A 20548-nucleotide genomic window follows, 5' to 3' on the forward strand; every position below is an offset into this window, starting at 1 on the left:
TATTTTGAGCCAACAGCAACTATATATTGCATCTGCCACCAACATTATATGGTGATACGGTGGGCATTAATCAATCTATTTTATGCAAGTTACTTATTGTTATCATATTATTAGGAGCTCAGTTTTATCCGGCAGTAGCTGCAAGTAATGAAGATCTGTTTTACAATGAAGATGATTCCTATATTCCTCAGGATACCCTTATGAGCTTATCGATGGTGTCCCAGATAAAAACCCAGACTCCATCTGATAATGGACTGGATGTTTTGGAACTCATAAATCTTACAACTGATCCCAGTGACAGTGATGGAGACGGCTTACCTGATTCCGTAGAACTTGTTCTTGGAACTGATTTTAATAATACCGATTCTGATTTTGACCAGCTTGATGATTATAACGAAACAGTGATTTACCTCTCTGATCCTCTGGAAATTGATTCTAACTACGACGGTTTTCCTGATAATCTTGAAGTTACGGATGTATCTTCCCTTGATGTTGATTCGGATGGTGTTCCCAATGTGTGGGATTTTGATAATGACGACGATGGTGTAGAAGACAATGTCGATCCTTCACCTTTTGCATCGTCTATCAGTTATGACACTTTTAATTTTGACCTTACGACAAACGGTAATCCCGTTTACATAGACTTCCAGCTTCTTCCAGAAGTACCTGGTCATGTAAGACTTGCCTACAAGGAATGGGACTGGCCTTATGATAACAAGAGTACAATGCAGGATCTTGATAATTCCCGGGATGACCTGAAACTCATACCACTTCTCGAACTGACCATGGATTCCGTTCCGCAGCAGTCGGATGTTGAAGATTATGGTATCGGTATTTCCAGGGACCGGGCATATGTTCCGCTTTTCCAGGTCAATGGAATAGGAGGGGAGACTGCCCTTGCAGGAAAGATGTTCTATCCACAATCCAGTACCACTGACATTCATATAAATGCAAGCCTCATGTGGCTTGTACAGGCAAACACCGACAGCCTGGATGAGACCAACGATACAATAATCACAGACACCACCACTATTGTATCGTACAGGGAAAATTTTACCCTAACCGGTTTCAGTGTTGAGGAAAGTTATGGTAGCGATGTTGGAGTTTTCTACACCGATGATTTTAATCAGAGCATAGCCAGCAATTTTATGCTCACATATTCATTTTTGAGAAACAACCAGTCTATCGTTCAGGAGATGTCCCAGAAGCTTTCCAGTCACAATATTAGCATTTCATCTGACATAGAGGGTTTTGCACACCGTGATCTCGGATTAAAAGGTCTTACAACCAGAATGACACCCGATGCTCTGGATTCTCTTCCTGATAATCGTGTTCTTCCGGTTATAACTGCGTTGCAGAATGATTTTTCAAAAAAGGATCTCTATGAACTTGGATCAGGCTCTGCCACAATTGGCAATGATATTTCTATAGATATGCGCAGTGAACCGGTCATTTCTTTAAAGACCATGAAGACCAACTGGTTCAATACAACAGATAACACCCCAGCAGATTCTGATTCCATATTAAGTGAATTACAGGATTGGGGTAATGTGGTTAATGTAGATGAGGATGCACTGTCATCTTTAATGACTCTGGCAGTCGTCTGGAGTGCAGGTGAGTCAAAGGTTACAAAGATTGGTGATTCACTGATTAGTTTCAATGACCAGCACGCAATAGACGTTGTCAGTGATGTCCAGTTATGGACCAGTACTGCTTTCCTTGCTACTACTACTTTAATAGATATAATTGCCAATACGGCGGAAGTAACATACAGGGTGTATGTCCTTGCGAATATTATCAGTAAAGGCTGGGATGGAGCTATGAAAATAGCTAATGGTATTACAAAGGGTGCATCCAGTCTGGGTAAAGTATTTGCTGTAATTGGTGGAATTACATTGGTGATCGGGTTTGTACTTGATGCCACTTTTGCGATATGGGGTTTCTTTAAGATAGCAATGGAAACAGGATGGTCAAATACTGGTACTTTGCAGGGGGCGGTCTATGCTACCATTATGCTGGGATACGCCGCTGTGATGTTTGCCATTGGCGCCGTTATTCTGGCGTGCGGATTCATACCTTATGTGGGATGGATAATCGCACTTGTAGGCGGCATAGTTCTTGGACTTGTAGCTCTTGCTGATTTCATACTTAGTTTCTTCGGAATAAGTTTCGCTGATTTTGCCGCATGGGTTGTAAGCCTTTTCCATCAAACATATCCGAATACGGAACATTCTCTGGATATAATTAATACATCACTTGATATGGAAGACCACGACAGTAACGGCTTGAGTGCGAAAGACAGGATAATTTTTAAGAGTTATATAAACGGAACGATTACAAGTACGTCGTCTGGTACCTGGCAGGATGTTCAGGATAGTTACATTGTTCCGCATTACAAAGTCAGGCGGTGGATGTGGGCGAATGAAAGTACTCCGTACTTCTACTGGAGCTCGGCTTATGGTGATTTCAGCAATTTAGTGTCTACCGTTGAATCAAATCCGGATTACAGGAACACCACCTATGAGGTTGGTGCATGGATCGAACCTGCATCGGGTGCAGGTAACTTCCCACTCCCGATTGTGTTTGAAGCGGATTACAAAGTGATATATACGGAACGTAAAATTGAATGGGACTTCTGGAACGGTTACAAATACAGCCTTGTTGATGAAACAGGTACTGTCAAAAGTGAAGTGGATGTACTTTACTTTGATGTCCTTCCCGGAAGTGTAGGTGATCTTGCAGACTGGTATTATATCTCCTCATTAGACAATGACTTTGACGGTCTTGGTAACGATGATGACCCGTATCCATGGGCATGGGATACCGATGGTGACGGACTAAGCGATGCCTTTGAGATCAACTCGGCAGGTTCCGATCCTTCCAACCCCGATAAGGATGGAGATGGTCTGAATGACAGAATGGAGATCCTCTACGGTACAGACCTCACAGACTTTGATTCTGACAACGATAACATGTCGGATTACAAGGAGATCACCGGCTGGGAGATTAGCTTCAACTACAGTAATCAGACCTTCAACATGACCGTTCACTCCGATCCTCTTGATATGGACAGCGATGACGATGGTATTGATGACCAGATGGAATATTGGAGTTCTCTGAATCCGATGTCAGCAGATACGAATGGTGATGGTGTTGCCGATGTAGCTGATCCTCAACATATAACATATGTGAATTTCGAGACGAAATGGGGCAGTGAAGGTTCCGATGATGGGGAATTCAACAGTCCTGTGGCAGTGACAGTGGATTCTGAAAGATATGTCTACGTTGCAGATTCAGGTAATCATCGCATTCAGAAATTTGATTCCAGCGGCAATTTCATCAGCAAATGGACACCAATAACTGGTGAAAATTCCAGTCTGCATATGATTGATATTGCTGTGGATCAGGATGATAATATCTATGCATTTGGAAGTATGTCCGTAGAGAACAACTTTTATTCAGAAATCATACAGAAATTCGATTCAAATGGTAGTTTCCTCTCTTCATGGAATGTAAGCTCGGATCGTGGCTTTGGAATTACCAGTGACGGACACATCTACATCTATAATGGTGTACCATATGTTGGACTCCGTAGCGGATTATTTGATATTTTCAATTCAAGCGGAACATTAGTCGGGAACATGACATTTACAGGTGGAAACAAGGTATTTGAAAGCTTTTCAACAATGGCCGTTTCTCAGGATGGTTATTTCTATCTGACGGACGGGTATGACTGGCATAACAACGGTATATTCAAGTTCGATCCTAACGGAACGTTTGTTAAGAGATGGGGAAGCGAAGGAGGTTCGGATCACAATTTCTCATGGCCTGAAGCACTTGCAGTTGATGAAAAGGGATATGTTTACATTGCTGACACAGGTAATCATCACATTCAGAAATTCAGCTCGGATGGATTTTTCGTTACCAGATGGGGCCAGTTCGGTGTAAACGATAGTGAATTCACTAATCCCACAGGTATCGCAATTGATGCTGATGAGAATGTCTATATCAGCGAAGGATCTCGTTATTGGGGAACTGCTGGAAACCGCATACAGAAATTCTCTCAAATAACGGATATTCCACCACGCAACGTATCCGACACTATAGATACCGACGGTGATGGTCTCTTTGACAATAATGAAACCGCAGGATGGGATGTGACTTTCACCAGTTCAAAAGGTACGTACACTGTTCATGTTGAAAGTGAGCCTCTTGTAAAGGATACGGACTTCGAAGGTCTGAACGATCTGCAGGAATTCAACAGTTCTTCCAACCCGAATGACGTTGATACCGATGATGATGGTCTGAGTGACTATGTAGAATTCACCATTGGAACAAATATTACTCACTACGATACCGATGGTGATGGCCTTAATGACATGACCGAGATTATTTTTGGAAGTGATCCGAAAGTGGTTGATACTGATGGTGATGGTCTCTTTGATGATGAAGAGTTTGACTTTGGCTCCGACCCTACAAAAGAGGATACCGATGAAGATGACCTTACGGATAAGGAAGAAAAAGACTTCGGTTCCAATCCGCGCAATCCTGATACAGATGGAGATTTGATGTTTGATAAGACAGAGGTCAATGAAACTGGCTCTGCTAACAATTCCGACACCGATGGCGACGGCCTACTTGACGGTCTTGAACTGCTGTACAATACCAGTGCAAGGAACAATGACACTGATAAGGATGGCATACCTGATGGTAAGGAAGTCGACAACAGGATGAATCCGAAGAGTAATGATACCGATGGTGACGGACTAACGGATCTGTTCGAGTTCAACAACGGTACCGATCCTACTAACAGGGATACTGACGGAAACGGCCTGAACGATTCCGAAGATCCGTACTCATTCGCGACCAATGCCGAAAGAATATGGGTCAGTTACGATGAGACTGATAATTCTCTGCAGTTGGTCGATGACCTTGAAAGGTACACCAATGTGACAGTTTTCCAGCCTGAAGATATCGGCAATTATAGCGATAAAGAAAATATCCTGTTTGTCGGAAGGCTGGGAACGGACAGCAGCACGGCAGGCAATATCACTATGAACATACTTGCATCCGTTACGCCGGAGAAACTCCTTGAAATGCAGGAATCGGATTACAACAGGTTTGCTGTGGAGTACGATGTGTGGTCTGATAATCAGACAGTTGTTATGCTATCTCATCCGTATCCTAATGACCATTACAGAGTGCTTGAATTGTTCAAGACGAGTCCCCAGGAAATGGAATATCAGGATACTGTAAAAGAGTTCAGGGTAGATTCCATTGATAAAATGGGACTTTACGTGATGGTTGAACTTAAAAACCCTGTAAAGCCTTCTATAAAACTGAGCCAGTACGACGAAGATGAACTTGCTCACAACCTGAGTTACGGACTGGCATCAGGAGACCTTGGTGTTAAATTCCTGAATATCAATGTAAGCGAGAATGTCATGAACGGAACTGTCAACAACATCGATCGTGCTCTCATAGTCATTTACTATACCGCACGCGACCTTGACAGGACCGGTGATCTTGACGGTAACGATGTCGATGATATCGATGAATCCACACTTTCGATGGTCTGGTACAATGAGGACAGCGGACAGTGGGAAAAGATGAGCACTGGTATGGATTGGGTGCATAATATCGGGGTAAACACCGATAATGACATCATTGGCGGCAAGGAATACGAGGGTTACATGTGGGCTAATGTATCTCATTTTAGCACTTATGGTCTTTCCGGAGGAGCAAGAACTGAAAATGTTGAGCAAACAGATGACGATGACAGTCCTCTGGATTCCGACCGTGATGGTTTGTATGACTTCATAGAACGAAGAATGGGTACGGATCCTTTCAACCCGGATACTGATGGTGACGGTATCATTGATTCGGAAGATGATGATCCACTAGTTTCTTACATGTCTGTCGTTGATGAGGATAGAGACCAGTCAGTATCAGATCATATGGAAGACACACAGGATGACACTCAGGCAATGTCAACAGAAGATGGAGGTGCACCTGCTGAAAGTACATCTATGCTGTTCTGGATTCTTGCGTTCATAGTTATTGCATTGCTGGCTGGTTTTGTAGCGTTGCGGAAAAAGGAGTAAGGTAAATTCTTAGAAGTATCAGGAGTAGGCTGATAAATCAGCCTATACTTGTTTATTTTTTCAAAAATACAGCGTGGCATACAGTAACATGCAGCAAATTACTTATACGGGACTTCCTTTTTATATTGAGAAGGTGGCACCATTACCAAAAATATTCTATTTCAGATACTTATAGTTGTAACGCTGTTAGGAGCTCAATTCTACCCTGCTGTCGCAGCCAGCAATGAAGATATATTTAGCAATGAAGACAATCCTTATATTCCACAGGACACGGTCACAGCATTATCGATGTTTTCCCAGATAAAAATGCAAACTCCTGCAGCTAGCGGAGTAAATGTTCTGGAACTTATAGCTGTTACAACCGATCCAACTGATACAGACGGCGATGGATTGCCTGATGCCGTTGAATCGATACTTGGAACTAATATTAGTAACACTGATTCCGATCTTGACCAACTAGACGACTACAATGAATCCGTACTTTACTTTTCTGATCCTCTTGAGATGGATTCGAACTATGACGGTCTTACTGATAACTTCGAAGTAACAGACGTATTATCTCTTGATATTGATTCTGATGGTGTCTCCAACATATGGGATTTTGATAATGACGATGATGGTGTAGAGGATAATATAGATCCTTCACCTTTTGCACGTTCAACAAGTTACGATTATTTCAATTTTGATATTTCAACCAATGGAAATCCGGTTTATATTGATTTCCAGCTTGTTCCGCAAAGTCCCAGCCATGTCAGACTTGCCTATCAGGAACTGGACTGGCCTTTTGATAATAAAAGCACCATGCAGGACCTTGACAGTTCTACAGATGACTTGAAGATCGTACCTCTTCTGGAGCTTACTATGGATCACGTTCCAGAGCAGTCAGACGTTGAAGATTATGGTCTTGGAATTTCCGGGGACAGAGTATATGTTCCACTATTCCAGGTAAATGGTATAGGTGGAGAAACTGCTCTTGCTGGAAAAATGTTCTACCCGGAGTCCAGTACGACCGACGTTAGTATAAATGCAAGTCTTCTGTGGCTTGTGCAGGCAAAAACAGATAGTCAGGATGAGAATACTGGAGCAATAAGCACATCCACTACAACCCTTATAACCTACAGGGAAGATTTCACTCTGACAGGTTTAAGTGTAGAAGAGAATTATGGAGGTGATGTCGGTGTTTTCTATACTGACAACATTAACCAGAGCATTGGCACTAATTTCATGATGGCATATTCATTTTTGAGAAATAATCAGTCTACCGTACAGGATATGCCGCTGGAACTTTCCAATCATAGTATTAGCATATCATCTGACATAGAAAGTTTTGCACATCGTGATCTGGGATTACAGGGACTAACCACCGAAATGACGCCAAATGCCCTTGATTCTCTTCCAGATGGTCACATACTTCCTGTTATTTCTGCAATCCAGAATAATTTCACAATATCTGATCTGTCTGATATGGGCTCAGGTTCATACATTGTTGGAAATGATATTTCAGTAGATATGAGCAGCGAACCTGTTATTTCTTTAAAGACACTGCAGACAAACTGGTACAATACCACAGATAATTCCCGTGTAGATTCTGAATCCATGTTTGGCGAACTCGAGGATTGGGGTAATGCAGTAAATATGAATGCAGACTCTCTCCAATCGGTTATGGCTCTGTCACTTGTATGGGCAGTGGGTGAATCAAAGGTCGTAAAGATTGGTGGAACACTTCTATCCTTTGAATATCCGCTGGAAATGGATATTCTCAATGATATCCAATCATGGGCAGGAAATGTTATTTTTGTAAGCTTTGCATTTATGGATCTTGTTTCAAATGCAACGGAAGTGGCTTACAGGGCGTTCTTTGCCACCAAATATGTTCTGGAAACAGTAAAAGGATTCTTAGGGATTCTTCTGACCACGAGTCAGTCTCTCAACAAAACCCTCGGGGTGGTTGGTAGTATTGCTAAAGGCCTGAATGGGTTTGGTAAGGTACTAGGTGTTATCGGCATAATCACCATGATCGCGGGTTTTGTCTTTGACGTTGGCTTTGCCTTGTGGGGATTCTTTAATATCGCCATGAGCGAGGGCTGGTCAAATACTGGAACTTTCCAGGGTGCTATTTATGCTACGCTAATGGTTGCATATGCGGCTGTGATGCTTAGTATTGGTGTTCTCCTTCTGGTATGTGCAGCAATACCTACAGTAGGATGGATAATTGCGCTTGTGGGTGGTATTATTCTGGGACTTGTTGGTTTGACCGATTTTATCCTGGGAATATTTGGAATAGGTTTCTCAGACTTTGTCTCATGGATTGTTGATAAATTCCATCAAACATATCCGAATACGGAGTGTTCACTGGGTATGATCAATACATCACTTGACATGAGGGATAACGAAAGCAATGGACTGGATTATGGGGACCGGATAATTTTCAGGAGTTATATTAATGGAACGATCACAAAAACATCAGATGGTACCTGGCAGAATGTCCAGGATAGTTATATAGTTCCTCACTACAAGAACAGTCGCTGGGGGGATTCACAAACCCCATGGGCTTACTGGCTAGCAGACTATGGTGATTATACCAATACGGTAGCTATACAAAATTTATATCCTAATCAGCAGAACACTACCTATGAGACCGTTGCATGGATCGAACCAGACTCTCCTAATATTAATTTCCCTCTTAGACTTGAATTCGAAGCAGATTATAAAATAATATATACGGATCGCAAGATCGAATGGGACTTCTGGAATGGTTATAAGTATACTACAGTGGAAGAAATAGATTCAACCCGCAGTTTAATGGACACTCTCTACTTTGATATACTTCCTAATAATTTAGATGGTCTTGTGCGATGGAGCGAGCTCTCCTCACTGGACAATGATCACGATGGTCTTGCCAACGGTGATGATCCATACCCCTGGTCATGGGATGCAGACGGTGATGGCTTGAGTGACACTTTTGAGTTCAATTCCATAAACTCAGATCCTTCAAATTCCGATAAGGACGGAGATGGACTTAATGACAGGATGGAATTCATATATGGCACGAACATGTCAAATAATGACACTGACAACGATAACATGTCTGATTATCTGGAGATAAGTGGATGGCAGATAAGTTTCAACTATTGCAATGAGACTTTTAATATGACTGTCTATTCCGATCCTTTGTCACCGGATAGTGACAGGGATGGTCTTGGAGATGAGGCGGAATATCTGAGTAATCTTAACCCGATGTCACCGACCAACACTACCGATACTGACGGTGAAGGCCTGATGGATGTAATTGAAACTGCCGGATGGGATGTGACGTTTACTAATGGGACAGGAACACATACTGTTCGTGTTGACAGTGAACCTCTTAACAAAGACACTGACTATGATGGTCTGAGCGATTTTGCAGAGTACAGTAATTCATCCAATCCACGGGACACAGATTCGGATGATGACGGCCTGAGTGATCTGATGGAGATCAATCTGGGAACAGATATTCTTGACTGTGATACTGACGGAGATCGTCTGGATGACAACACTGAGATAATATTTGGCTCTGATCCATTAATGGGAGATACCGATGGTGATTTTTTATCCGATATGGATGAATTTAATTATGGTACAGACCCAAACAACAACGATACCGATGGTGACGGGCTCACTGATGAGGAGGAAGAGGAAACTTGTACAAGTATGACAGATGCGGATACAGATGACGACCTGATACCAGATGGCGAGGAAGATTATTGGGGTGATGGTGAAGATTATTGGAGTTGTGATGCATGTAATCCTGATATTGATGGTGATGGATTGCTTGATGGTTATGAAGTGTACTATAATACCAGCATGTACCTCAATGATACTGATGGTGATGGTTTACTCGATGGTCAGGAAATAGATAACATGACCGATCCAAGGAGTAACGATACTGATGGTGACGGATTATCTGATTTGTTCGAGCTCATGAACGGTACTGATCCTACAAATGGTGATACGGATGGAAATGGTCTGAACGATTCAGAGGACCCATATTCTTTTGCATCCAATGTTGAACGGATCTGGGCAAGCTATGATGAGGATGAAGATACCCTCGAGCTAATAGAGAACCTTGAAAAGTACACCAATGTGACAGTTTTCCAGCCTGAGGATCTCGGGAACTATTCTGACAAAGAGAACATCCTGATTGTCGGAAGTCCCGGAACGGATAATAGCACAGCAGGTAATATCACCATGAATATACTTGCTTCTGTAGCTCCCGGTACACTTTCTGATATGCAGGGATCGGTCTATGATCGGTTTGCAGTGGAGTATGGTGTCTGGTCAGATAACCAGACTGTGGTTATGCTCTCACATCCGTATCCAAGTGACCATTACAAAGTACTTGAGTTGTTCAAGACCGGTTCCGATGGTCTGGAATATCTGAATGCAGTAAGTTTGTTCAAAGCAGACTCCATTGACAAGATGGGGCTGTATGTGATGGTCGAGCTTAAAGATCCGGTCAGGCCTTCAATAGAACTGAACCAATACGATGAAGATGAACTTCCTCATAATCTGAGTTTCGGATTATCCTCAGATGATCTTGGTGTCAGGTATGTGGATATCAATGTCAGTGAGAATGTCATGAACGGAACTGTCAACAATATTCAGCGTGCCATGATCGTTATCTACTACACTGGTCGTGATCTTGACAGGACAGGTGACCTTGATGGCAATGATGTTGGTGATATTGACGAATCCACTCTTTCAATGATCTGGTACAACGAGACTAGCGCTCAGTGGGAAAAGATGAGCACTGAAATGGATTGGGTAAATGGTCTTGGAGTAAATACGGATAATGATGTCATTGGCGGCAGGGAATACGAAGGTTATATGTGGGCCAATCTCTCTCATTTCAGTACTTACGGACTCTCAGGAGGAGCAAGAACTGAAGTTGTTGCATCAGCTGATAGCAGTGATGATGACGGTCCACTAGATTCCGACCGTGATGGATTGTTTGATTTTGTAGAACGAAGAATGGGTACTGATCCATATGATCAGGACACCGATGATGATGGTATCATTGATTCGGAAGATGACACTCCACTGGGATATATGTCAGATGAAGATGATATTGATATTGTGTCATCTGAAGACCCGGTAGATACTCCGGCATATCCTGTTGACGATGAAGGTGTACCTGATGATGGTGATACATCCAATACATTCTGGATGCCTGTTATTGGAATAGTAGCACTGCTGGCTGGTATTGTAGTTCTGCGGAGAAAGGGATAAAGTGGAAGGTGGTAATTTATGTGCAATAAGGTGATCTGATTGTCAACAGCAGAAAAAGGAACTGGTAACAAGCAACTATATGTTGTTCTTGTTATTATTTCCATTTTGATTTTGTCCGGTATCTACTATTACGCGGAGTACAGGGAGATCAATGATCCATACGATCTTGCAGGAAGAGTTATACATGTATCTGAGGATATCACATCCTATCAATTCAACATGAGCAGTGATATTACAGTTCTTGGGGAAACAATCTCTCCTTTAAATGGAAGTGGCTATGTTGGTTATGTTGATCGGGAAATGGATATCACTTTTTTCTCACCTGACAGATCCATTGATATGATGGTAGTTGATGAGAAGGCATACATGAGAGAAAATGCTGGAACGTGGCAATCCAGAAATCTGGATGAGCAAACCTGGGATAGTAATGACCAGTTATCTCAGAACGAATTCCTTCTGGCAGATTCTACCAATCTCAGTATGGAAAGGATTGATTCAGGCATAGTGCTCACAGCAATTCCCGATCAGGCAACATTGATACAGGAAGCTGAAAAAGTAGGTCTGGATCTTCAGGGAGATGAGCAATTACGTGATTATTACGTGAGATATCTCATTGATGAAGACACTTACCGTGTACTTTCTATTGAGACTTATATTGATATACAGATGAAAGTACAGGGTATGAGATCTCCTGTTATTATACACAACAAGATCAATGTTTACGACTATGATGAAGAAATCGATATTGAAGCACCGTTCATAATATAAATTTGAAATCTAAAAAAAGAATTGAATTTGGCATTTCATAATTAGAAAATTGCCAAATTCAAATCATACATTCTTAGTTTTATCTTCACGCTTCCGCGAAGTGAAATGAATTCTCACTGAGCGGAACGTAGCTTTCCGGTTCAGACCATTTCGCAGCCAGTTCAGTGTCCTGAACTTCCAGAATAGTGTTGGTTATCCTGTCAAGCATGCGCATTGCTCCCTTATATCCAATTGTCAATAATCTCTGGGCACCGACCCTGTCATGTATAGGGAACCCGAATCTTATTAATGGGATATTCATATCCTGTGCAATGTACTTTCCATTAGAATTACCAATAAGCATCTGAGGCTTTGCTTTTCTGACAGCGTCATTGAAAGTGTCAAAGTCCACATCCTCAAGGATAGTGACATCACAATCTGGCTTTACCTGGTCAACTCTTTCCATGGCATGTTCTGCAAATCGTGGTGACTTGCTGGAAGCAACTACGAGTATAGGATGCATGCCGTTCTCAAGTGCGAGGGATAACATTCCAAGCACGTTGTTTGGGTCTCCATAGATTGCAACCTTGATTCCATACACATACTTGTGAGCATCTACCATAGCATCGATAAGCCTACCTCTTTCCTTCTGAAATTCATCAGGGATTTCCATTCCGGATATATTAGACAATGCATTTAGTACCCTGTCCGTGTATTCAAGTCCTATCGGAAGTGGCAGATTTTGTGAGGGGATATCAAATGTATGCTCAAGATAATTGACTGCCCTGTTATCATTGGTAATTCCAAGTCCGATGCTTGCTGCACTATTCTTCATATCTGTAATGTCAGAATGTGTTGTTCCTCCAAGGGGTATCTTGTGAAGTTCTCCTGTCATGGGCGCATCAAAAGTCTCTGAGATATCAGGCAGGAGTATGAATGAATTCTGTCCTACGATGCTGGTGAAAATGTGCTTCATTTCCCTGGTATCCTCAGGTGAGATATTCTCTGAAAGCACAACATTGAGCTTATTATTGAATATTTCCTTCTTAGAGTCTTTCAGTGTGAAGGTCTTGACAATGGCCTCTACAGCCTTGATGTATCCACTGTTGTGGCTTTCCTCGTAGCTGGGTGTTGGTACGGGGATGATTATTCTTTCATCGCTAATATTTTCCTCTTCCCTGAACTCACTGATTATACGGGAAATATCGTCCCCAATGGTCTCTGCAAGACACGTGGTTGAAACACCGATGACCTTTGGATCATAGCGTGATATTATGTTCTTAAGTGCCTTCTTCAGGTTCTCGCTTCCGCCATAAACTGCACCCTTTTCACTAAGTGAGCTTGAACCGATGTCTACTGGTTCCCTGAAGTGGTGTGCAAGGTGCAGTCTCATATATGTGCTGCAACCCTGTGAGCCGTGTAGCAGAACCATTGAGTCCTCTATTCCCTTAAATGCCATCACACTGCCAATGGGCTGGCACATTATACAGGGGTTGACCGTCGTGTAGTTACGCTCGCTCATGCCACAGACTCCTGTACTGTGATTAGGTTAATATCATGCATATTGCTTCTCTCCCCTACGTCCTTATTTGATTCTGCTGTGTTTTGCTCTGCAGACTTGATAGTATTCTTTGTTTCCGTACTTCCTGAACTTGAATCTCCGAGCTTGCTTCCAACATATTTCCATACGGGACTGTTAATGGAAATATCCAGTTCTCTTGCAAAGTTCACGAACCCGTCATATCCCTCAAATTCAATGACCCTGTCATGGTTGAAATCACAGAATGATACACCAAGCTTGTAAGCCAGGAACCTTTCCTTGACACCTGCAACCATGAGGTCAGCCTTCTGGTTCACAAGAAGGTCTGCAAGTTCCAGCGGGTTTGCGTCATCTACAATGACTGTTCCATCCTTCACCTGATAGCTGATCTGCTTGTAGTCATCCCGCTTTCCAGTCTGAGTTCCTATTATAACGACTTCCATTCCAAGTTCCCGGAAACCCTTTATGAGTGTAAGTGCCTTGGCAGCGCCGCCCATGTATATTGCTGCGGTCTTTCCCTGAACCCTTTTTCTGATTGCCTGAATTTCAGGCATTATTCTCTTCGTTTCCTTTTCGATGATATCTTCAGCGATTCTCATCATTTCTTCGGAACCAAAGAACTCAGCTGTTGTTCTAAGTGCAATTGCAATATCCTCGATTCCAAAATAACTAACCTTCTTGAAAGGAATCCCATATTCCTTCTTCATCCACTTTGCAAGGTATGTCATGGAACCTGAACACTGCACTAAATTCAAATGGGCTCCGTGTGACTTTGAGATGGTATCTACTGTTGCATCTCCTGTCATGGAAGTAATGACCTGTATTCCCATCTTTTCAAAGAGGGGCTTTACCAGCCATACATCTCCTGCCACATTGTAATCGCCAAAGATGTTGATCCTGTATTCTGAGGTTATTTCAGGTTCCTTTGTTCCGATGATCTGCATAAGTGCATTGCACGCTGCCTTATATCCATCAGACTTTGTTCCCTTGAAACCTTCTGATTGCACAGGTATTACAGGAATGCCTACTCGCTCGTTTGCTTCCTTGCAAATAGCTTCAAGGTCATCTCCGATTATACCGACAATACAGGTTGAATAGACAAAGATGACAGGAGGTTTGTATAACTCAACGATCTCATCGATGCTCTTTGAGAGTTTTTTCTCGCCACCGAATACTACGTCAAGTTCCTTCATATCAGTTGAGAAACTGGTACGGAACGTTTCCTTATCATTTGACAGGCTACCCCTGATATCCCAGGTGTAACTTGCACATCCTATAGGACCGTGTACGAGGTGTACAGCATCGGTCACAGGATTTAGTGCCACACGAGCTCCTGAATAAACACAGGCTCTCTGACTCATAGAACCGGCGATGGACGTATTATCGCATGCTAGTTCTCCAGACTTGTTTGCCTGCTTCAGTTCTATGTATGGTCGTCTTTCATCCAACGTGTTAACCACGCTTGTAATGTCTGGCATGTTCTCACTCCATAACTAATAAAAGAGGTCGTTTTATTGAACGACCTCAAGTTCTTCTTCAGGAATTGTCTTATCCTTGATGTCCAGGAATGTGTTTCCGATCCACTCGATCATTCGAGCTGCTCCTGCATATCCCATGACAGGGAAGTAGTGCAGGTTTGCCCTGTCCATAATTGGGAATCCGACTCTGATCAATGGAATATCTTCAGCAAGTGCTATGTGCTTTCCATAGGTGTTACCGATCAGCATGTCAACAGGTTCGTTCTTGATAATCTGGTGCAGGGTAAACAGGTCTGTTCCGGTAAGGATATGTGAGTCAGGATACAATGGATGTACCATTTCTGAAACTCTTTCCTCGAACTTCTTGCTTACAGAACCTGAGAGGATCACAGTTGGTTCCATTCCCATTTCAAGCACCAGGCTTGTCAGACCTTCAATTATGTCGCAGTCACCGAATATGGCTACCTTCTTACCATAGAAGTGTGCGTGAGCATCTGTCATCATATCAACGACTCTTGCTCTTTCATGTTCCAGTTCCGGTGGGATCGGGACGTTTGCAAGTTCTGCTGCCTTCATGATGAACCTGTCAGTGTAACGAACACCTATTGGTACAGGTCCTATCTGTATTGGCATCTTGAACTTGCTCTTGAATGTGTTTGCTGCTGCGCCTCCTGCCATACCACAGAGTGCAATGGTTCCCATTGAGTTTGCGCTGTCCTCAACATCTCCTATTGGTGTACCGCCCTTTGCAAAGAGTCCGCCCTCTCCGGTAATTCCGGCATCGAATACATCTGTCTGGTCAGGGAATACAATAGTTGGGATGTTCATAATGGAGAGTATTCTCTTCATCTCGCGTATGTCTCCGGGGTCCACAAAACCCGGGATCATGTTAAGTTTGCCATTTGGCTTTGTCTTTGTGGCAAAAGTTGTAACGAATGACTTTACCATATTGTCATAGCCTGTTACGTGGGAACCAACATAACTGGGGGTTGATGCAGCACATAGTTTGATGGATGGGTCGATAAGTTCCTCCATCTGTACATCTTCTATGATCTGGTTAACATCATCACCAATTGTCTCTGAAAGACATGTTGTGTGAATTGCAACAACTTCTGGTGTGTATACTGCCTCAATGTTGGCAAGTGACTTCTTGAGATTGGATGCACCACCGAAAACGGCAGTTCCTTCATAGAAACTACTGGTAGTTCCTACTGTTTGTTCCCTGAAGTGTCTTGTAAGACACATTCTCAGGTATGAGAGACATCCCTGTGACCCATGGCTGTGAGGCATACAGTTGTGTATACCCATTGCAGCATATGATGCGCCAATAGGCTGGCATATTTTGGCAGGATTGACCACCAATGCATCTCTCTTAACTTCTTCCTTTGGTGTATAATCTAACATTTTTCTTCCTCCCTTCCTTCCTTCCTTCCTTACTCTGCCTTCCATGGGGTCTTTAAGAGCTTCCAGCTTGGGTTGTTCACTGCCATATCGATATCTCTTGCGAAGTTAAGTACACCTGAGAAACCGGTGTAACGTCCGCTGTAGTCGTAGGAGTGGATCTGCCGGGATGGAATTCCCATCTTCTGTGCCATGTACTTGTCCTTGATACCTGAACAGAACAGGTCTGGCTTTAGTTCCTTGATAAGGAATTCAGTTTCGTAGTGGTTGAGGTCATCCACAGCGATCGTACCATCCTTCATTTCCGGCATCATTCCTTCATAGGACATCAGACCAAGCTTTTCCTTGAGTTCCTTTATGCGTTCTTCACTGATGGCAGGTTCAAATCCTTCTTCCATTTCAAAGTGTAGATCTTCAAGCATTCCGCTGGATGCTTTTTCCTTCAAACCATCAAGTATCTGTCTTCCTTCGTAGTCATCACGGTGAGCAAACTGGTATCCTGCAACAAGAACCTTCATACCAAGATCTTCAAAGAGATTCTGATAGTGGTGTGATCTGGATCCACCTGAGTAAATAAATGCTGTCTTGCCCTGAAGCTTGTTTCTGTACTTCTCAAGTTCAGGCTGGATCTTTGCCATTTCCTCTTCGATAATTTCCTCTGTCTTCTTGGTAAGTTCTGCATCATCGAAGAATTGTGCCATCTTTCTGAATGACTTCTTTGTGCCTTCGATACCTATGTAATTGACCTTTAACCATGGTACTCCGTACTTTTCTTCCATCATGCGGTTAGTGTAGTTTACTGACCTGTGACAGAGGAGGACACTGAGCTTGGCCTGGTGTGCCTTTGAAAGGTTGTGGTATGAGCCGTCTCCTGTGAAACTTGAAACTATGCGGTATCCGATTTTTTCAAAGAGTGGCTTGATCTCCCAGAGGTCACCACCAATGTTGTATTCACCAAAGATGTTGATGTCAAATGGTGTTGGATCTTCTAGTTCCTCGGTACCAACTAGATGTTCCATGATTACATTACTTGCAATGTGATGTCCTGCTGACTGACTTACACCTCTGTACCCTTCACAACGAAGGGACATTATCTTTACACCATGTTCTGATTCTGCTTCTGCAGCGACTGCTTCGATGTCATCGCCAATAAGTCCTACAGGACATGTTGCACAGATAGATATTGCACCTGGCTTGAAGATCCTCACTGCGTCATCGATAGCTGCCTTGAGTTTCTTCTCACCACCAAATACAATATCTGTTTCTTTCATGTCGGTTGAGAAACAGTATTGCAGGTAGTTGTCACCGCCATCTTCTGCCTTGCCCATGTTTCTCCTGGTTCCCCATGTGTAATATCCACAGCCAATTGGTCCGTGTGTGATGTGAACCATATCCTTGATAGGTCCCATTACTACACCCTTACCACCGGCATAGGCACAACCACGGTTTGTCATTATGCCTGGAATGGTCTTGGCATTAGCTTCGATATGATTTTCCTCGGAACAGGAATCCTTGACAGTTAAGTGCTTTCTTCTGTCCTTTGCGACCTTCTCGGGGTAGATCTTCATCATCTCATCAATGAGATTCTGTGACTGTTCAACTTCCGAACTCATTGTTCTTCCCTCTCTACAGTGATATTGCCTTCTTCTCCTGTCCTTATTCTGAAGGATTCAGGAATGTCTGTTACGAAGATCTTTCCATCTCCTGCGTGGCCTGTCTTGTTGATGTTGATTATTCTCTGAACAACCTTATCTGCTGCTTTATCATCGACAACTATGGTGAACAGGCGCTTTGGAATGAAAGGGATGCAGTTCTTTGATGAAACTCCTTCCTGCTCAGGAAGTGGAGGGTCGAATTCATAGCATAATCCTCTTTGCTTTCCTCTGCCCATTACCTTTTCCACGGTGAAAGAAGGGTATCCGCACTCTGAAAGTGCATCTAGCGTCTTATGCACCTTGTTCATACGAATGATTGCCGTTATTTCCTTCATTTAACATTCCCCTTCGGGTTTAAAGTCCACTTTCGCCGGTGCGTATTGTGTAAGCGTTTTCAACTGGATTTACGAAGATCTTTCCGTCTCCGTACTTTCCTGTGTGAGCTGAACTCTTGATTATGTCCAGAACTTTGGACTTCTCCTCATCTTCAACTACTAACATAAGCATGGTTTTTGGAAGTTCGTCAAACTGTACTTCAGCTGTGTGTATACCTCTCTGCTTTCCTCTTCCGTATACATCGGTCTTGGTAAGGGAAACATAGCCCCCCTTCTCAAGTTCTTCAACGATGTCAGATACCTTGTTTGGTCTGACAATTGCACGAACCATTTGCATTTTTTTCACCTCAAAGTTCAACAATTCCGAATTCAACCATCATTTCTTCCAGGTCTTCCATTTCCATTGGCTTTGGAACCACGAACAGGTCATTATTTTCGATGTTGTTGGCCAGTGTTCTATATTCTTCTGCCTGACCACAGTCAGGGTCAAATTCGATAACTACCTTCCTGTTGATCTCAGCACGTTGGACAATATTGTCTCTTGGTACGAAGTGAATGAGCTTGCTTCCAAGCCTTTCTGCAAAAGCTTCAAGAAGTTCGCGTTCTCCATCTACGTTTCTGCTGTTACAGATGATTCCGCCAAGACGTGCACCGCCCTTTGCGTACTTCTGAATTCCCTTGCAGATGTTGTTTGCTGCATAGATTGCCATGAGTTCACCACTGGCAACGATGTAGATCTCCTTTGCCTTTCCTTCACGAATTGGCATTGCAAAACCTCCGCATACTACGTCACCGAGTACGTCATAGAAAACGTAATCCAGATCTTCTTCGTATGCACCAAGGTTTTCCAGCAGATTTATTGATGTGATAATTCCTCTTCCTGCACAACCGACACCAGGTTCAGGTCCGCCTGATTCGACGCACTTTATACCGCCAAATCCTGGCTGTATCAGGTTGTCGAGTTCAACAGATTCATCGCCTTCACTTCTTAATGTGTCAAGTACTGTCTTCTGGTTAAGGCCTCCAAGGAGCATTCTTGTTGAGTCTGCCTTTGGGTCGCATCCTACCAACAGTATATTTTTTCCCATAGTGGCGAGTGCACCTGTCAGATTCTGTGTAGTCGTTGACTTGCCGATTCCGCCCTTTCCGTATATTGCTACTTGTCGCATGGTCTTTTCCTTCTGTGCTTATTTGATGTGTTTTTTTTATTGAATTTGTTGTATGAATGTGTGTTATTGGAGCTGCTTCATTTCACATCATACAACGGAATCCTATGTACTAGGTTACAGTATTTAAACATTTCTATTATTGGATTCTGTTAAGTTAAGGAGTATGAAAATATGAACGAAAATCAAAATTTTAATATACACCCTGATAATTTAATTAAGTTAATGTCAAATGAAAAATATGATAAATCTATTCATGAAAATTTCACACTTAAATATAATGGGGGTGCGGTAGAATCACATGAAATGAATGCAAATGATCTTGCTAAATCATTAATGGCTTTATCAAATGTACTTGAACGAGTTACATACATTACAAACGGATCAAATTCTAATATATTTGTCAAAGTAAAAGGTTCATTTAAACCGGGGTCATTTGATGTTGATCTTGTAACTCTTTTGACGTGTGCTGGTGTACAAACAGTTGTAAATTCGGTTGCTATTATAGGATTTATAAAAGATAATTTTAAATCATTGATATGGTTTTTCAAAAAAACGAAAGGAGAAAAAATTGAATCAATAAACCATCTTGATAGTAACAATATTGAATTGATTTTGAATAACTGTGAGAAAATCACAGTTAATAACTATGTGTTAGCCGCATATCAAGATAAAGTTGTAAGAAAGGAAATTGAAAATTTTGTATCTCCATTAGAAGATATGGACATGTCAGATATTACATTATTACATAATGGCATTGAACAAACAAAAATCACACGTGATGAACGAAAATATTTTTACGCACCTGGTGAAGATGTGATTGTTAATAAAAGTACTGATTATTTGTAACTATT

11 protein-coding genes are annotated in these 20548 nt (G+C 42.4%); 4 read left to right on the forward strand and 7 right to left on the reverse strand.

Going from position 1 to position 20548, the window contains the following annotated elements:
• The first annotated feature begins 59 nt into the window (after positions 1-59).
• The 3 genes from WN948_RS10050 to WN948_RS10060 all read left to right on the forward strand — a co-directional run bounded on the left by WN948_RS10050 (position 60) and on the right by WN948_RS10060 (position 12140).
• Positions 60-6104: a hypothetical protein gene (locus tag WN948_RS10050; protein WP_342304066.1), complete on the forward strand. Its 6045-nt coding sequence runs from the start codon at positions 60-62 to the stop codon at positions 6102-6104.
• A 288-nt stretch (positions 6105-6392) separates the two neighbouring features.
• Positions 6393-11372 (forward strand): hypothetical protein, encoded by a 4980-nt coding sequence (locus WN948_RS10055; RefSeq protein ID WP_342304067.1) that lies wholly within the window; start codon positions 6393-6395, stop codon positions 11370-11372.
• A 39-nt stretch (positions 11373-11411) separates the two neighbouring features.
• Entirely contained in the window at positions 11412-12140 is a 729-nt protein-coding gene (locus tag WN948_RS10060) for a hypothetical protein (protein ID WP_342304068.1), read from the forward strand.
• An 85-nt stretch (positions 12141-12225) separates the two neighbouring features.
• On the opposite strand, the gene WN948_RS10065 is transcribed toward WN948_RS10060, so the two are convergent.
• From WN948_RS10065 to nifH, 7 genes are read right to left on the reverse strand one after another with little or no spacing between them, the layout of a single operon-like run.
• Positions 12226-13641, reverse strand: a complete 1416-nt coding sequence (locus WN948_RS10065) for a nitrogenase component 1 (RefSeq protein ID WP_342304069.1) — start codon at positions 13639-13641, stop codon at positions 12226-12228.
• Positions 13638-15137, reverse strand: coding sequence for a nitrogenase iron-molybdenum cofactor biosynthesis protein NifE (nifE, locus tag WN948_RS10070; protein WP_342304070.1), 1500 nt, complete (start codon positions 15135-15137; stop codon positions 13638-13640). Before nifE ends, WN948_RS10065 begins: the two co-directional genes overlap by 4 nt.
• Before the next feature lie 33 nt (positions 15138-15170).
• The gene (gene nifK / locus WN948_RS10075; RefSeq protein ID WP_342304071.1) at positions 15171-16541 is read right to left on the reverse strand and encodes a nitrogenase molybdenum-iron protein subunit beta; all 1371 of its coding nucleotides are present in this window, start codon (positions 16539-16541) and stop codon (positions 15171-15173) included.
• Positions 16542-16570: 29 nt separating this feature from the next.
• Positions 16571-18151 (reverse strand): nitrogenase molybdenum-iron protein alpha chain, encoded by a 1581-nt coding sequence (nifD, locus tag WN948_RS10080; protein ID WP_342304072.1) that lies wholly within the window; start codon positions 18149-18151, stop codon positions 16571-16573.
• Complete coding sequence (locus WN948_RS10085) at positions 18148-18528, reverse strand: P-II family nitrogen regulator (protein WP_342304073.1); 381 nt, start codon at positions 18526-18528, stop codon at positions 18148-18150. Before WN948_RS10085 ends, nifD begins: the two co-directional genes overlap by 4 nt.
• A 19-nt stretch (positions 18529-18547) precedes the next feature.
• Positions 18548-18865 carry a P-II family nitrogen regulator gene (locus tag WN948_RS10090; RefSeq protein ID WP_342304074.1) on the reverse strand — a complete coding sequence of 106 codons (318 nt, stop codon included), beginning with the start codon at positions 18863-18865 and terminating at the stop codon, positions 18548-18550.
• 10 nt (positions 18866-18875) lie between these two features.
• Positions 18876-19697 (reverse strand): nitrogenase iron protein, encoded by an 822-nt coding sequence (gene nifH / locus WN948_RS10095; RefSeq protein WP_342304075.1) that lies wholly within the window; start codon positions 19695-19697, stop codon positions 18876-18878.
• 171 nt (positions 19698-19868) lie between these two features.
• Between nifH and WN948_RS10100 the strand changes: the two genes are divergently transcribed.
• Complete coding sequence (locus WN948_RS10100) at positions 19869-20543, forward strand: hypothetical protein (RefSeq protein WP_342304076.1); 675 nt, start codon at positions 19869-19871, stop codon at positions 20541-20543.
• Positions 20544-20548: the final 5 nt, after the last annotated feature.

The organism is Methanolobus sp. ZRKC5 (assembly GCF_038446525.1).
Taxonomy (GTDB): Archaea; Halobacteriota; Methanosarcinia; order Methanosarcinales; family Methanosarcinaceae; genus Methanolobus.

Coding starts and splice junctions, on each gene's coding strand:
- nifK (WP_342304071.1), bottom strand. CDS start 16,541: ATGTTAGATTATACACCAAAGGAAGAAGTTAAGAGAGATGCATTGGTG.
- WN948_RS10065 (WP_342304069.1), bottom strand. CDS start 13,641: ATGAGCGAGCGTAACTACACGACGGTCAACCCCTGTATAATGTGCCAG.
- nifH (WP_342304075.1), bottom strand. CDS start 19,697: ATGCGACAAGTAGCAATATACGGAAAGGGCGGAATCGGCAAGTCAACG.
- WN948_RS10085 (WP_342304073.1), bottom strand. CDS start 18,528: ATGAAGGAAATAACGGCAATCATTCGTATGAACAAGGTGCATAAGACG.
- WN948_RS10055 (WP_342304067.1), top strand. CDS start 6,393: ATGTTTTCCCAGATAAAAATGCAAACTCCTGCAGCTAGCGGAGTAAAT.
- WN948_RS10100 (WP_342304076.1), top strand. CDS start 19,869: ATGAACGAAAATCAAAATTTTAATATACACCCTGATAATTTAATTAAG.
- nifD (WP_342304072.1), bottom strand. CDS start 18,151: ATGAGTTCGGAAGTTGAACAGTCACAGAATCTCATTGATGAGATGATG.
- nifE (WP_342304070.1), bottom strand. CDS start 15,137: ATGCCAGACATTACAAGCGTGGTTAACACGTTGGATGAAAGACGACCA.
- WN948_RS10090 (WP_342304074.1), bottom strand. CDS start 18,865: ATGCAAATGGTTCGTGCAATTGTCAGACCAAACAAGGTATCTGACATC.